Source organism: Bacillus haimaensis (assembly GCF_048270625.1).
Classification (GTDB): Bacteria; Bacillota; Bacilli; order Bacillales; family Bacillaceae_I; genus Sutcliffiella_A; species Sutcliffiella_A haimaensis.
The window spans coordinates 3,012,326-3,025,783 of the sequence record NZ_CP158164.1 but is presented as its reverse complement, the minus strand read 5'-3'; the positions used below and the strand labels follow the sequence as shown (position 1 = coordinate 3,025,783).

General features: G+C 40.1%; 20 protein-coding genes and 1 pseudogene. 19 read left to right on the top strand and 2 right to left on the bottom strand.

Annotated features, from left to right (window positions below; genetic code table 11):
- The first annotated feature begins 37 nt into the window (after window positions 1-37).
- Window positions 38-967 (top strand): EamA family transporter RarD, encoded by a 930-nt coding sequence (rarD, locus tag ABN702_RS15415; RefSeq protein WP_417897663.1) that lies wholly within the window; start codon window positions 38-40, stop codon window positions 965-967.
- Between the two features lie 94 nt (window positions 968-1,061).
- Here rarD and ABN702_RS15410 read toward each other — a convergent pair whose 3' ends face one another.
- Complete coding sequence (locus tag ABN702_RS15410) at window positions 1,062-1,475, bottom strand: hypothetical protein (protein WP_417897662.1); 414 nt, start codon at window positions 1,473-1,475, stop codon at window positions 1,062-1,064.
- Between the two features lie 162 nt (window positions 1,476-1,637).
- Complete coding sequence (locus tag ABN702_RS15405; RefSeq protein WP_417897661.1) at window positions 1,638-1,919, bottom strand: DNA-binding protein; 282 nt, start codon at window positions 1,917-1,919, stop codon at window positions 1,638-1,640.
- A 259-nt stretch (window positions 1,920-2,178) separates the two neighbouring features.
- Between ABN702_RS15405 and ABN702_RS15400 the strand changes: the two genes are divergently transcribed.
- From ABN702_RS15400 to ABN702_RS15315, 18 genes and pseudogenes are all read left to right on the top strand, one after another.
- On the top strand, window positions 2,179-2,568 hold the full coding sequence (locus tag ABN702_RS15400) for a hypothetical protein (protein ID WP_417897660.1): 390 nt from the start codon (window positions 2,179-2,181) through the stop codon (window positions 2,566-2,568).
- A gap of 93 nt (window positions 2,569-2,661) precedes the next feature.
- Window positions 2,662-3,342, top strand: coding sequence for an HAD family hydrolase (locus ABN702_RS15395; protein ID WP_417897659.1), 681 nt, complete (start codon window positions 2,662-2,664; stop codon window positions 3,340-3,342).
- 158 nt (window positions 3,343-3,500) lie between these two features.
- Entirely contained in the window at window positions 3,501-3,911 is a 411-nt protein-coding gene (gene spxA / locus ABN702_RS15390) for a transcriptional regulator SpxA (protein WP_417897658.1), read from the top strand.
- Window positions 3,912-4,016: 105 nt separating this feature from the next.
- Entirely contained in the window at window positions 4,017-4,439 is a 423-nt protein-coding gene (locus tag ABN702_RS15385; protein ID WP_417897657.1) for an RrF2 family transcriptional regulator, read from the top strand.
- A 78-nt stretch (window positions 4,440-4,517) separates the two neighbouring features.
- A complete protein-coding gene (locus ABN702_RS15380; protein WP_417897656.1) occupies window positions 4,518-4,850 on the top strand; it encodes an IDEAL domain-containing protein in 333 nt (110 codons plus the stop codon).
- 116 nt (window positions 4,851-4,966) lie between these two features.
- Window positions 4,967-5,479, top strand: a complete 513-nt coding sequence (locus tag ABN702_RS15375; RefSeq protein ID WP_417897655.1) for a DinB family protein — start codon at window positions 4,967-4,969, stop codon at window positions 5,477-5,479.
- A gap of 365 nt (window positions 5,480-5,844) precedes the next feature.
- The gene (locus ABN702_RS15370; protein ID WP_417897654.1) at window positions 5,845-6,531 is read left to right on the top strand and encodes a hypothetical protein; all 687 of its coding nucleotides are present in this window, start codon (window positions 5,845-5,847) and stop codon (window positions 6,529-6,531) included.
- A gap of 86 nt (window positions 6,532-6,617) precedes the next feature.
- Window positions 6,618-7,070 carry a GNAT family N-acetyltransferase gene (locus tag ABN702_RS15365; protein WP_417897653.1) on the top strand — a complete coding sequence of 151 codons (453 nt, stop codon included), beginning with the start codon at window positions 6,618-6,620 and terminating at the stop codon, window positions 7,068-7,070.
- A gap of 34 nt (window positions 7,071-7,104) precedes the next feature.
- Entirely contained in the window at window positions 7,105-7,281 is a 177-nt protein-coding gene (locus ABN702_RS15360) for a hypothetical protein (RefSeq protein ID WP_417897652.1), read from the top strand.
- Window positions 7,282-7,451: 170 nt separating this feature from the next.
- Window positions 7,452-8,207 (top strand): alpha/beta fold hydrolase, encoded by a 756-nt coding sequence (locus tag ABN702_RS15355; RefSeq protein ID WP_417897651.1) that lies wholly within the window; start codon window positions 7,452-7,454, stop codon window positions 8,205-8,207.
- A gap of 61 nt (window positions 8,208-8,268) precedes the next feature.
- Window positions 8,269-8,807, top strand: a pseudogene (locus ABN702_RS15350) (GNAT family N-acetyltransferase).
- Window positions 8,808-8,823: 16 nt separating this feature from the next.
- Window positions 8,824-9,528, top strand: a complete 705-nt coding sequence (locus ABN702_RS15345; RefSeq protein ID WP_417897650.1) for an MBL fold metallo-hydrolase — start codon at window positions 8,824-8,826, stop codon at window positions 9,526-9,528.
- Window positions 9,529-9,551: 23 nt separating this feature from the next.
- Window positions 9,552-9,782 (top strand): hypothetical protein, encoded by a 231-nt coding sequence (locus ABN702_RS15340; RefSeq protein WP_417897649.1) that lies wholly within the window; start codon window positions 9,552-9,554, stop codon window positions 9,780-9,782.
- 314 nt (window positions 9,783-10,096) lie between these two features.
- On the top strand, window positions 10,097-10,804 hold the full coding sequence (locus ABN702_RS15335) for a class I SAM-dependent methyltransferase (protein ID WP_417897648.1): 708 nt from the start codon (window positions 10,097-10,099) through the stop codon (window positions 10,802-10,804).
- A gap of 13 nt (window positions 10,805-10,817) precedes the next feature.
- Window positions 10,818-11,234 carry an ester cyclase gene (locus tag ABN702_RS15330; RefSeq protein ID WP_417897647.1) on the top strand — a complete coding sequence of 139 codons (417 nt, stop codon included), beginning with the start codon at window positions 10,818-10,820 and terminating at the stop codon, window positions 11,232-11,234.
- Between the two features lie 17 nt (window positions 11,235-11,251).
- Entirely contained in the window at window positions 11,252-12,025 is a 774-nt protein-coding gene (locus tag ABN702_RS15325) for a Cof-type HAD-IIB family hydrolase (RefSeq protein ID WP_417900931.1), read from the top strand.
- 218 nt (window positions 12,026-12,243) lie between these two features.
- A complete protein-coding gene (locus ABN702_RS15320) occupies window positions 12,244-12,798 on the top strand; it encodes a sigma-70 family RNA polymerase sigma factor (protein WP_417897646.1) in 555 nt (184 codons plus the stop codon).
- Entirely contained in the window at window positions 12,788-13,450 is a 663-nt protein-coding gene (locus tag ABN702_RS15315; protein WP_417897645.1) for a hypothetical protein, read from the top strand. Before ABN702_RS15320 ends, ABN702_RS15315 begins: the two co-directional genes overlap by 11 nt.
- The last annotated feature ends 8 nt before the right edge of the window (window positions 13,451-13,458 follow it).

Genomic DNA, 13,458 nt, shown 5'->3' with positions numbered 1-13,458 from the left:
CTAGGTACAAATACAATGAGAAAAAGAGGTTGCTTCCATGAATCAAACAGCAAATAAAGAGCTTGGACTAGGGATTGCTTTTGCAGCGTTATCTTATATGCTATGGGGAATTCTCCCGTTATTCTGGAAATTGGTCGATGAGGTACCGGCCAGTGAGATATTGGCGCATCGAATTGTTTGGTCACTGGTCTTCATGGTAATAATTCTGCTGTTGTTAAAGAAGTTTTCGAGCTTTTTCATGGAACTGAAGGCTCTTGTAAGGAACCGGAAGCGGTTTATCGGTGTTGCCTGTGCATCCGTGTTCATCAGCATCAACTGGGGATTGTATATATGGTCCGTGAATGAGGATCGCATTATCGAGGCGAGCTTGGGTTATTACATCAATCCGTTAGTAAGCATTCTTTTGGCTGTCATTGTACTAAAAGAAAGACTGACTGTGATGCAGACCCTATCTATTATTCTAGCCGGTATGGGTGTAATGGTATTGACCGTGAACTTCGGTTCGTTTCCATGGGTTGCCATCATGCTTGCGGTTAGCTTCGCTTTCTATGGCTTGATCAAAAAGATGATCCAGCTAGGGTCGTTGGTCGGCCTGGCAATAGAGACCCTGCTTATCACCCCTTTTGCACTCCTGTTTTTAGCAGTTGTTCACGGAAATGGCGGGGGAGCATTAGGGGGAAGTATAGGTATCACGTTTTTGCTGCTCGGAGCCGGCGTGGTGACAGCCATTCCGTTGCTGCTTTTTGCTAGCGGAGCAAGGCGTATCCCACTTTCCATGATCGGACTGCTTCAATACATTGCACCGACCATCAAACTGATTATCGGTGTCTATCTGTTCCACGAACCATTTACTGGTGTGCACTTAGTTGCCTTTACATGTATCTGGCTGGCGTTGGTGTTATATACAATGACGTTGACGAAGGGCCTGCGGATGAAAAGGGCTGTTGTGTCGAGTAAGAGTGCTTAAAGGAACATAGGCTTATGTGGTATGGTCTTATCAAATGCTGAGTTTAACAAGTCTGCATTTGATAGAGCAAGAAAATCAGGAGGAAAAGTAGAAGTTATTTTAAATGTTTTTCTAAATTGTTTACTCTAAATTCTAACTTTGCTTCTTTTTCGATTATTAGATCTGTGTCAAATTTGAAGGAATCTAATCTTTCATTTGTGCTTTTAAGTCTTAAATCAATTCTCTGCATATCTTTTCTGTATTCGTGTTTAAATGCGGCAAAATCTTGCTCGAGTCTTGTTTGGCCTTGCTGTAAACTTGTTTGACCTTGCTGTAAACTTGTTTGACCTTGCTGTAAACTTGTTTGGCCTTGCTGTAAACTTGTTTGACCTTGTTGTAAACTTGTTTGGCCTTCCTTTAAACCACTAATATCAGATTTAATTTCAATGCCGTCTGCTTTTAAAACCGAAACATCAGTTTTTAATTCATTAATCCCTTGCAATATCTGTTTCAGCAATTCGTTTTCCATACTAATCATCCTCTCCAAAATAGTTTTAATCAATAGTATCATATCACACTAATTCGCCCAAAAGGTAAAATTTGAAAGTTAGCAAGTAAGTCAAAAAAGAGGTTGTAATTTTTATAATTCGGACAACCTCTTTTTTATTTGATTGGTTTTCCACTTACACAATCAACTCTTGTAAATTTCATTTGAATCCAGCCACTCCATAAACTGTTGATACGGAAAATAGGTAGTTCCGTTCAACTCGATTTTGGGAGCATTCGGATGCTTTGACAGCAAGTCTTCCACTTCACCCTTTGTAAGGTTTAAGTACAGGTGCAAGTCACTCTTTTTAATCAAAGTCGGGTAGCTAGGTGCATTTTTTTGATTTTTGAAGTTTTTCAAACCATCTCCAATAAAATAGCCTAATGCAGCTAGACCAATCCCGATCCAGAAAAAACTTATGTCCATTGATTTATCCCTCCCATTTCATTCCTATTAAATACGAGCGAGTGTGAAAAACGTTTCAAAAAGATAAAGCCACTTTCTTTCTGTTGCGAATTATTATTGTAGGTATCAAGCAGACATCCTTCTGATAAGAAAATTTCTCGATATCTTTAATATGTTGAAGATTACAGGAAAAGATAATAATGAAAAGAGGATTGTAGCATCAAATGCCGTCAATACATTGAAAGATTTAGCGGTGAAATATAAGTAGAGGGGCAGTAGTATGAACAAATTCTTATCCATAATAGTAATCGGTATACTTATCCTTTCAATGGGTTGTGCCATCGATGAGCAGGGGAATGACGAGGAAGGACTAGGCGTTGACAATGTCATCCATACTTCTGTTGATTGGGCGGATGTGGTGGTTTGGGATGACGTGAAATATCAGCTGGATGAAGGAAAGACAGCTGAGATTACAGAAGAGGATCTGGATGAGGAGCTTGGCCGCATCACTTTTACGGTAGTCGGAAGTAAGGAAAGTAATAATCCTGAATATCAGTTGAAAGATGGAGAAGCTACGATAGCAAGAAAAGGGTCTGCTGTTTATTCCATAAAGGATTTGGAGGTGGAAGACTATATCTTTGTGCAGGATCGGGTTTATAGCGCACATTGACATTTCACACCATTCACTTTACGCTGAGGATAATAATTGATCCTTGCGTTGAACCAGAAGGGTTAACGCTTTTTAATCGGAGAGTGCATGCAATTGGGAATCAAAGCTGCTTTGTTCGACTTGGATGGAACGCTTCTGAATAGAGATGCATCTGTCAAAATGTTCATTGATAGACAATATGACCGCTTATTTGAATGGATGGGTCACATATCGAAAGAAAATTTTATGGATAGATTCATAGAACTGGATAGCCGCGGGTATGTGTGGAAGGATAAGGTGTACCAGCAGTTGGTGAAGGAATTTAATATTAAGATGGCGTGGGAAGATCTGCTGGAGGATTACATTAAAGAGTTTAGAAATCATTGCGTTCCTTGTCCCCATCTCATTAGTATGTTGGAGGAATTGAAAAGCAAAAAGCTTCTTATTGGTATCATCACAAATGGTTATGGACAGTTTCAAATGGATAACGTAAAGGCGTTGGGGATCGAAACGTATATGGACCTTTTTTTAGTATCCGAATGGGAAGGAATGAAGAAGCCAGATCCGCAAATATTCCAAAAGGCATTAATGAAACTCCAACTTTCACCCGAAGAGAGTGTATTTATCGGGGACCATCCTGCTAATGATGTGAAAGCTGCTCAACAGGTTGGTATGAAAGGGATTTGGAAAAGGGATGATCACTGGAACGATGTTGAAGCGGATTATATCGTGGACGATCTGGCGGAGGTACCTTTTATAATCAAAGAATTAAATTATACAAAAAATTACATTTGACTTTAATTACTGTAACTATTAAAATTACAGTATGAGGAGGTTATCGTGTATATGAACAATCATGGTAACCAATATTTTTTAACTAAACTGTAATTTTTTTTATTTCATTTTAATGACGAGTACCATTTTATAAAAATATGTAGGGAGCGTGTAAATATATGGTCAATTTATATACTACACCAAGCTGTACTTCTTGCCGAAAAGCGAAAGCTTGGTTGGAAGAACATCATATCGACTACGTGGAACGAAACATACTTTCCGAGCCGCTTACGATCGATGAGATTAAATCTATTCTTAGAATGACAGAAGACGGGACGGACGAAATTGTTTCCACTAAATCAAAAACGTTTCAGAATTTGAATGTGAATATTGAATCACTTCCACTTAAAGAGTTGTATGGGCTAATAAGGAAAAATCCGCAAATGCTGCGCAGACCGATCATCCAGGATGAAAAAAGATTGCAGGTTGGATATAACGAGGAAGAAATTCGCAGTTTTCTGCCACGTAAGCTTCGTACATTTGTAAGCATTAGTCCGGATGGATCGCTGAAAAACGTGGTTAATAATTAGTTTTTCCTGCATATCCATGGCTTCGCCTATTTTCCTTGACACGATTTTTTGTAGCATATAATCTTAGAAAATACAGTAAAGTTTTCATTCCTTAGGAGGCAGGTCATGAACAGTGATTTTACCCTTGCCATTCACAGTTTAACTCTTCTGGCGCTGCAGCCGGACCGCATGTCTACAAGTGACGCCATTGCTGAGAGTGCAGGTGTCCACCCAGTCCGCATTCGTAAAGTATTAAGCTTGTTAAAAAGACATGGAATTATTAAATCAAAAGAAGGAACTGGTGGAGGATTTATATTTGCATTAGAATTAAGTGAAGTTAATCTCTTTGACATATATAACATTACTTCTGAAGGTGCACTTCAGCCGAAATGCCCCGATTCAAATGAACAGTGCATTGTAGGTGCGAATATGCATAAAGTCTTGTTTTCCATATTCATGGGTGCTGAAAAATACCTTGGGGAATATTTAAAGGACTATACGATTAAAGAAATAGTCAATCTTGTCAATGAAGAACAAAGCGGCTGTTAGAGAAATGTGCTTTTTCTTGATTGAAATGTAATAAAAAGAGTTACAGAACAACCATACTAGTTCAAGAAGGTGAATAGCATGTTGTCCAATAATACTTCCATATTAAATACAGGTGATTGGATTAAGGGAGAATCACGTGATGGGGAACTGGTGATCGGATATATAGAATCGATTATCCTGGACGGTGCAGTGAGTGTAACCGTGGTTACCAGCGACAATAAAGAAACAGTTGGAAAAACCATTCACATGTTAAGCAAACGGGTTAAGAAGCTGCCTGATTCTATAGTTACTAACAAAGAACAAATCCTCTTTCAAATAGACTTGGCGCTGTCTACAGGGGATGAAGAATGGTTCCATGAGCTCTCTTCGAAATTGAATTCCATGCGCCAGTTGGCTGAGGGAGTTCATTAAACAAAATAGATGCAATAGGAGGGAGCGTTAATCCAAAAAGGGTTAATGCTCTTTTTTGTTGAATTCTTATATAAGGTGTGGAGGGAAATCTTCCAAGAGTAAAGGAGGGGACTCAAATGAATCAATTAAAGCTTATTGAAACTTACAAAAGCGAACTGCAAAACTTTTCCTTGGAACAACTAAGGCATACATCGTCAGAAGGAGTTTGGTCGATCGGTCAAATGTACGACCATGTAATTCTCGTTGCCCATGAGTACCTAGATAATATGGAGGCTTGTGCAACATCAGTGGAAGAACAAAAGCTCGGAAAAACGGAGTTTGGAGAACGTCTTTTTAAAAATGGAGGATTTCCTCCAATCAAAATCAAACTGCCAGACGAACTAAATGCACCACCGAACAATTCAGATACAAGGGAAAAACTTATGAGTAGGCTGGACGAGGTTATGCAAAGGATGAGACAGTGGAAACCGAAAATAGATGACGTTAACCCGAACTATAAAGTTAAACATGGTGGATTCAGCTGGCTCAATGCTCGGGAATGGTACTACCTCGTGGGTATGCATTTTCATCATCACATGCGGCAGAAGGAAGAATTGGTGGAGAAGCTGAGGTTAAAACAAGTAAAATGACCGTGCAAACCGAAGCAAATAGTACAGGAGCTAGGTTTAGAGTATTCCAGGTGAAAACTCGTCAAAAATGGCGGGTTTTTTATTTTGTGAAGTAGCTGAAATACCTATATCAATGAAAATTTTGATATATCCACGATTCCGAAGGCGATATCAACGAAAATTTCCATATATCAACGAGAATTTTTGTTTATCAATGAAAACAAGGTCGATATCGATAAAACGCATAATTCGACAAAACACGCCAGACCTATCACCTAGACGCGTTAAAATAGTTAGATTCCACAAAGGAAATATATGTTAGAATTGCACTATAAACCCTTTTTGCCCAGCGACGAAAATTAATGATAGGAAGAGGGAGAAACAGAATGTATTCATTGTACAAAAAAACAATTGCCCTCTTTATCTGCTTCCTGGTAATCGCTATCTCCCAAGCCAACGCCGCCTTATATGAAGATATCCCTTACGAAACAATGGTCGAGCGGGCCGACCTGATAATTGTCGGGAAAATTAACGGCGCTTTTGAAGAGCGAACGGGGAAAGTGGAAGAACCTGAAGTCAAAAAAGAGTTCTATTTGGGTTTTACGGATTGGAAGATTGATGTTACTTCCTACCTGAAAGGAAAGTCCCAAGGAGATTTTATGCTAGTAACCACACCTGGAATAAAAGGGGAAACCGATGATTCCGAAGCTATTTTCCGGTACCGTTCTTCTGATTATCTATTGGATGAAATGATCGAGTCCATGGAAGAAGAACTAAATACCGAAGTCGAGGACATTCTGTTTTTCCTGGAAGAGCGAGATGGCTATTATCACCCCATTACACCAAAAGCAATTGTTCCGCTGAATATCATCTATTTGGAAGAGAACATTGATTCTAACGAGAACATTGCCCCCGAAGTATTCGAGGAAATGGAATACCTGCAAGACTATTTGAAGAAGCACCCGAAATACTCTTCCGCAACCGAACGGCAAAACTGGTATCCCTATGCTGCTGCAGTTCTACCTCTGGGATTACTGGCTTGGTATTTAAAAAGGAAGAGAGGGAAGCGCTAAATGATTAAAGATATAAAGAGGAATTGGAGTAAGGCGACATGGTTAATCGGAACAGTGGTGTCAGCGAGCCTGGTTAGGAGAATAACATGAACATAAGAAAACTAAAACAAGGAGAACAACCTCCAATGGAAATACTGCTTTTGGCCGATCCTTCAGAAGCAATTGTGAAAGAATACATAACAAGAGGTGAATGTTTTGTAGCGGAACTGGAAGAACATATTATTGGTGTTTATGTTCTTCTACCAACCAGACCTGACACGGTGGAGTTGGTAAATGTAGCAGTTTCCGAGGAGCATCATGGCAAAGGGATAGGAAGGCAACTGGTGATGGATGCGGTTGAAGCAGCCAGGTCCAAAGGTTACAAAACCATCGAACTCGGCACGGGGAATTCAAGTATCGGACAGTTGGCCCTCTATCAGAAATGTGGATTCCGGATTGTTGGAGTGGACTTAGACTTCTTTATCAAACACTATCCCGAAACTATCTATGAAAATGGGATACAGTGCAGAGACATGGTTCGGCTGGCTCAGGATTTATAAGGGGAAAATGCTATTCAAAAAGGAGAAATGTAAAATGCGTTTATCACTTTTGGGAATTTCTATTATTCTGTTTGGCATTGCACTGATTTTGACATCAAGTCGCTCAGCAACCACGTTCGGACTGGGTATTTCATTCTTTGGGTTAGTTGTTTCATTTGTTGGATGCTTCGGCGGTGAGATTAACAAAGTAAAGTCAGTATCAAACAAATAATGGCCTATCGTCAGGCGTGACTGCAAATGAAGCTTTGCCTGCAAAACTTGCGGCAGAGAGAATCGGAAGGTTAAAGAGATAGATTGGCGGGAGTATGAAAGGTTGCAGAAAGGTAAAGAGGAAAGTTGCTGAATGCAACGGGATGTTTCTACACTAACAGGAGGAATTAGATGAAACCTACAGGAAATTCGACGCTACCACGCGGCAAAGAAACCTTGGTCCCGGTTGGAGAGTCTAGTTTATACACAAAACTTTATGGTAAAAGAAATAACAACCCGACAGTCATCATGGATGCCGGATATGGAGACTATTCGAAAGCATGGGAACCAATCATACCTGACATCTCTAAGGTTACACAGGTTCTCGTATATGATAGAGCAGGACTAGGCAAAAGTCCAAAAAGCCCCAAGCCGAGAACAAGCAACCATATGGTGGCAGAATTGAAAGAGCTTTTAACAAACCTGGACATTGAGCCTCCATATATCCTGGTCGGCCATTCCTTTGGCGGCGTGAACGTCCGAATTTTTGCTGAGCAATATCCACAAGATGTTGCGGGTAAGGTTCTGGTGGATTCTACCCCGGAGGATTACAGGGAGCGGTTTCTGCCAACCATGTCCGAAGAGTTCCAGGCAGCCTACAACCAACAATTCATCCATGAAGGAAATTATGATGAATTTATGGAAAGCTTGAAACAGCTTAAAGAATGCAAAAAGAAATTAGAAGTTCCTGTCATTGTATTAGCTGCTGGTAAGAAAGCTCATTATTCGAAAGAATCACAGGAATTATGGAATGCCATGCAAAGGGAAATAGCCGATATTTCTACCCACGGTGAGCTTGTGATGGCGGAAAATAGTGCCCATTACATACAGAACGATGCGCCTGATGTGGTAATACGAGCTATTAAGAGACTGTTAGACTGTTTGTAAGAATAACATACCGATTCTTCTAACTAAATCATTAGTAATCCTAATAAGAAAGAGGTGCACGATGACATTTCCAATTCTAGAGACAGAGAGATTAATCTTAAGGCAAGTGACACAAGACGACGCCGGAAGTCTATTAACCTACCTATCGGATCCTGATGTGATGAAGCACGTCGGACTGGATCCATTCGAGACCATAGATGATTCTTTAGGGGAGATTTCCTGGTACGACTCCATTTATCAAGAGAATACCGGGATCAGGTGGGGGATCACCCTAAAGGGGAGGTCATCGGCAGTTGCGGCTTCCTAAAAATGGCTGCACAACATTTCCGTGCTGAAGTCGGAACCGAACTAAGCAAAGATTACTGGGGACAAGGCATTGCGAGCGAAGCGTTGGAAGCTGTGCTCCAATACGGGTTCCTTCAATTGAATCTTCAAAGAATAGAGGGACTGATCGAACCTGCCAACCTATCTTCCAAAAAGCTATTCGAAAAACACGGCTTTGTGTGTGAGGGGCTGCTAAGGAAGTATGAATATACTTGTGGAAAATTCGATGATCTATACATGTATTCTTTGTTGAAAGAGGAGTTTTCTGGAGTGTAAATAAGGAGGGGGTTTTTTGAAATACTTCTTTGAAAAAATAACGGATCATGTTTATGGATTTCTCTTATGGGATGAATCGTGGAATTCCTATAATAACTGTTATTTTCTAATGGGAGAGAATGGCTGCACACTTATTGATTCAGGTAAAGAGGAGCACTTCGATTATCTTGAAGCTGCCATGAAAGAACTCAATCTGGATAAAGGGGGAATTTCCGCATTCATCGCTACGCACGGTCACAAAGACCATATTGGCGGCCTTTCCTTTTTAGAAAAGGTAGATAGCTATATTCATAGGAAAGATCTCAGCCTACTGCCGGATAAGCTGAAAGCCAATCTTACAGGAACGCTCCGTGGAAATGGTGCGGCTATCAGGGGGTTGGAGTGTACACTTCTTGGTCATCATACTCCCGGCTCTGTCGCTCTTTTTCATCGAGAAAGTGGTGTTCTGTTTTGCGGAGACCATCTTTGTTTCTTTGGTGAGCCTTTGCCGGATGAAAAAGTGGTGAGTAACGGTAAAGAAATGCAAGAAAAATATGTAAAATTCATCTCGGAGTGGGCTAATAACGAGGAGATGAGAGTTAAGCATGATTTTGATTTGTTTATGAATGGGTTACAGATACTACGGAAGTTTGATGCTAAGTATCTTTGTACGGGGCATGGGGTTGTAATAAAGGATGATGTGGATTCATTCTTATCGGACCTGATCCAAGCTGGAAGTTAAAAAATGATTGGAGGGATAGTGCTATGTCAGCACTAGTTACTTATCCTTTACTAGTAATAATAGGATTACTTATTTTAATTGTTGCTACCACAAGTAAAATTTCTGGGATGAAATTTATGCTAATGGGAGTCAGCATTATTTTAGTGGGTGGAGTATTAATATTAGATGAAAACTCGGGATTGGCAGGATTTGAATATCTCATATTGTTTACAGGAATTATTTTTGGAGTTATTGGTTTTGTAAAAGAGAACTAATTTCTGTACATGATTTAATCATTACAAAAGTATGACAAATATTACAGTGATAAACCGTTTGGGAAAACGCAAACTTCTTCCTACGCTCGTAAACTACTTTTCATTCAACCTAATTGATATACATACTATAAGTATCAATCTACGTAAAAATGTTAAAGGTAAGCCAGCAAACCTCTGAGAAGGCTGATTTAATGGTACATCCTGCATTGAAATTCCCTCAATATAACCTAACTTTAAACCACCTGTAACACTAAAAAGATAACATATTGGTACAATATTACATATAAAGTTATTTTATGAAAAGAGGTTATTTTATGGGGAAAGCAATATTGAATAATGAGGATCTGTACAGAATGCTGGACGAGTTTCTTAGGGATTCTAAGTCCTTTTGGGAGGGCTTTTACGAAGATAGAAGCATGGATATCCCTTTCTTTAAAATTCAGGGGCCAGATGAGAATCTAGTATCCTATTATGAGAATGTTCTTCTGCCGGAGCGGGTGCTGGAGTTGGGCTGTGGTCCTGGTAGGAATGCCATCTATATGACTCAAATGGGCAGCAGGGTGGATGCATTGGATATTTCAGAGAATGCCATCAGCTGGGCAAAGGAACGGGCGGAGGCGGAAAGAGTGGCAATCAACTTCCATTGTACATCCGTCTTTGATTTTGAATGTGAACCGCATTCCTATGATTTCATCTACGATTGCGGACTCCTCCACCATTTGCCACCTCATCGCCGTATCGCTTACCTTGAAATCGTGAAGAAAGCATTAAAGAATGACGGGCACTTCGGCATTGTAAGCTTCAATACGAAAGGGGCACCAGATACACCCGATTGGGAAGTGTATGCAGAAAAGAGCATGAAGGGTGGAATCGGGTACTCGGAGGAAAGATTGAAAGAGGTATTTGCAAACGATTTCCAAGTAATTGAATTCAGGGAAATGAAGAAAATGGACCAGGAGAGCGGAAGGTTCGGCGAGGATTTTCTTTGGGCCGGTTTGATGCGGGTGCAAAGGGATAGATGATGGAGGAGCTACTATGAACAAGAATCAAAATGTAGAGCTGATTAAACGATTCTATCATGAGATGTGGAATCAATTTGATAAAAGCATTTTCCCGGAACTGCTGACAAAGGATTTTCGATTCCGGGGCTCATTGGGGAAATATACAACGGGTTATAAATGCTTTAGGGAGTATGTAGATTTTATTCAGAATGCCTTTCCGGATTTCCATAACCATATCGAGGAGATTATCAGTGAAGGGAATAAGTCGTTTGCGCGACTGACCTATAAAGGTACGCATCACGGGGAGTTATTTGGTATTAAACCGACTAATAAACTGATAGAGTATTCTGGTGCTGCAGTCTTTCATTTCAAAAATGAAAGAATTTCAGAAGTGTGGGTTTTAGGGGATATTTATGGTTTAGTACAACAATTGAAGGATGATAAAGGATAGATTCAAAGGGGATCATGATGGATTACAAAATTGTATTTTTCGATGTGGATGGAACGATAACACATCATGAAGATGGCAGTATTTCGGCTAGAACGAAAAAGGCAATACAGGGGCTAAGGAATAAGGGGCTGAAGGTGGTCGCGGCAACCGGAAGGCCGTTATCCATGTGCAAAGAAATCAGGGAACTTGGAATAGATACTTTCATTACAGCGAATGGTGCCTATGTGAAGCATCAGGACCTTGTTTTACATAAAGTTCCGTTGGATCAAAAACACATAAAAGAAGTGTTTGATTTTGCATATTCCGAGAATCATGCTTTGTCCTTTTACACAGAGAATTTCAGCATGAACGGCATTAACGATAAGACGGTACTGGAAGCCCTCAAGGAAACCTTGTCATTGAAGGAGTACCCAGCTATAAATGAACGGATCTATGAGGAAGAGGTCTATCTGATGTGCCTGTTTGCAACTGATGAAATGGTAGAAGCCTATCTTCATAGGTTTCCACATCTTTCTTTTAGGAGATGGCATCCTTATGTGTTGAACGTTTTACAGGAGGATGTATCGAAGTCATTGGCTATCCTCATGGTTTTACAGCATTTCGGGTTTGACCAGTCGGAGGCCATTGCATTTGGTGATGGGGAGAATGATATCGACATGCTGGAGTTGGTCGGACTTGGCATTGCCATGGGGAACGGGAGCGAAAACCTGAAGTGCGTGGCAGATTTCGTGACGAAGAAGTCGAGTGAAGATGGAATAGAGTATGCGTTGAAAATGTACGGGATTATCTGATTGTTTTAGGGTTGGAGTAAAAGAAGTGAGTTTCCTGATATTTGAAGGCCAACTACAGAATAGAGTAAGATAGGTCTATTTATTATGAATCAACAAAGAAGTCCACTAATAAAATTTTGTGGGCTTCTTTTTGCATTTTTTCAAAAAATTTTCAATTAAAATGAAACCTAAGCGTTACTTAATCGTCTTAGCATCAGAAAAATAGGGGGTGAGATAATTTGAGCAACCTAGATCGAAAAGAATCTGTATTCCTTAATGATAGAAATGCCTGGTTTGAGGAAATCATGGATGAATTCGGGGAAAATCTTACAAAGTTAGCTTACACCTATGTGAAAGACTGGAAAATAGCTGAAGATGTGGTTCAGGATGTTTTTATCATTTGCTATAAGCAATATGAAAATCTGGAATCTATCACGTCATTCAAATCATGGATCTATCGGATTGCCATAAACAAATCAAAGGATGTTCTAAAAAGTTCAAGCATTAAAAGAATGATAATGAATCCGAACCTGTTTCAATTTTTCCGTGCAAAGGACCTCTCACCAGAGATGGCAATGATCAAGCGGAGTGAGGAGGAGATCCTTTCTTTGTGTGTGCTTGCTCTTCCTCTGAAATACCGGGAAGTGATTTCCCTTCATTATTATGAGGAATTTCAGATTGAAGAAATTAGCAAAATACTAAACATGAACAGGAATACGATTAAAACGAGATTGAATAGAGCGAGGGGCAAGTTGAAAACCATGATGGAAAGGTGCGATATGGATGAAGATTAAGCTTAAAAGTTTGCGTAAAGCGATGGATGCGACGACTCATAGCGGGCAGCATTTTTCAGAAGAACAAAAAAATAATATAAGAGCTGTGATTAATTCTGGGGGACATTATAATTTTCACAAACCTAGAAGGTTTCACGTATTCGCAATGACTGGTGTGTTAATTGCTGTCCTCATATTATTTGTGTCTAGTCAATTTGATTTAATGGCTTCGATTAGCAGGGGATCAGATCAAGGAGATCATATGGTAAGTATGCCAGAAGATATTCCCGGTTTTGTTCAGGAGAGTGACATCGGACTTGTTGATTGGAATAGAACAGCGGAGCCATTTGGCAGGAATTTGGTGGGCAATGAAAATAAATCAGGTGTTATTGGGATGGATATGCCGAGTCTGGAGGCGCAGAAATGGATGTGGCATCTATGGGGTACTGATGCGGAGGAATTGACGGTAGTAGGATTTCATCGGGAATCCCAAATCGTTCATCCACTTCTCCTGAATGGAAATGGCTGGACTACAGAATTGGCTGGAGAAAATAATGGTGCCGATCAGCATATTCCATCCTCGGTTAAAATTCCGGAACGTGGGGAATGGGCAATCCTGCTTTACGCAGACGGGGAATTGTTTGATGTATTGGTTTATGAATTTTTGGAGTAATGATATTA

Bases quoted from the DNA above. Each gene is read 5' to 3' on its own strand.
- rarD (WP_417897663.1), top strand. From the start codon at position 38: ATGAATCAAACAGCAAATAAAGAGCTTGGACTAGGGATTGCTTTTGCA.
- ABN702_RS15410 (WP_417897662.1), bottom strand. From the start codon at position 1,475: ATGGAAAACGAATTGCTGAAACAGATATTGCAAGGGATTAATGAATTA.
- ABN702_RS15405 (WP_417897661.1), bottom strand. From the start codon at position 1,919: ATGGACATAAGTTTTTTCTGGATCGGGATTGGTCTAGCTGCATTAGGC.
- ABN702_RS15400 (WP_417897660.1), top strand. From the start codon at position 2,179: ATGAACAAATTCTTATCCATAATAGTAATCGGTATACTTATCCTTTCA.
- spxA (WP_417897658.1), top strand. From the start codon at position 3,501: ATGGTCAATTTATATACTACACCAAGCTGTACTTCTTGCCGAAAAGCG.
- ABN702_RS15385 (WP_417897657.1), top strand. From the start codon at position 4,017: ATGAACAGTGATTTTACCCTTGCCATTCACAGTTTAACTCTTCTGGCG.
- ABN702_RS15380 (WP_417897656.1), top strand. From the start codon at position 4,518: ATGTTGTCCAATAATACTTCCATATTAAATACAGGTGATTGGATTAAG.
- ABN702_RS15375 (WP_417897655.1), top strand. From the start codon at position 4,967: ATGAATCAATTAAAGCTTATTGAAACTTACAAAAGCGAACTGCAAAAC.
- ABN702_RS15370 (WP_417897654.1), top strand. From the start codon at position 5,845: ATGTATTCATTGTACAAAAAAACAATTGCCCTCTTTATCTGCTTCCTG.
- ABN702_RS15365 (WP_417897653.1), top strand. From the start codon at position 6,618: ATGAACATAAGAAAACTAAAACAAGGAGAACAACCTCCAATGGAAATA.
- ABN702_RS15360 (WP_417897652.1), top strand. From the start codon at position 7,105: ATGCGTTTATCACTTTTGGGAATTTCTATTATTCTGTTTGGCATTGCA.
- ABN702_RS15355 (WP_417897651.1), top strand. From the start codon at position 7,452: ATGAAACCTACAGGAAATTCGACGCTACCACGCGGCAAAGAAACCTTG.
- ABN702_RS15340 (WP_417897649.1), top strand. From the start codon at position 9,552: ATGTCAGCACTAGTTACTTATCCTTTACTAGTAATAATAGGATTACTT.
- ABN702_RS15335 (WP_417897648.1), top strand. From the start codon at position 10,097: ATGGGGAAAGCAATATTGAATAATGAGGATCTGTACAGAATGCTGGAC.
- ABN702_RS15330 (WP_417897647.1), top strand. From the start codon at position 10,818: ATGAACAAGAATCAAAATGTAGAGCTGATTAAACGATTCTATCATGAG.
- ABN702_RS15325 (WP_417900931.1), top strand. From the start codon at position 11,252: ATGGATTACAAAATTGTATTTTTCGATGTGGATGGAACGATAACACAT.
- ABN702_RS15315 (WP_417897645.1), top strand. From the start codon at position 12,788: ATGAAGATTAAGCTTAAAAGTTTGCGTAAAGCGATGGATGCGACGACT.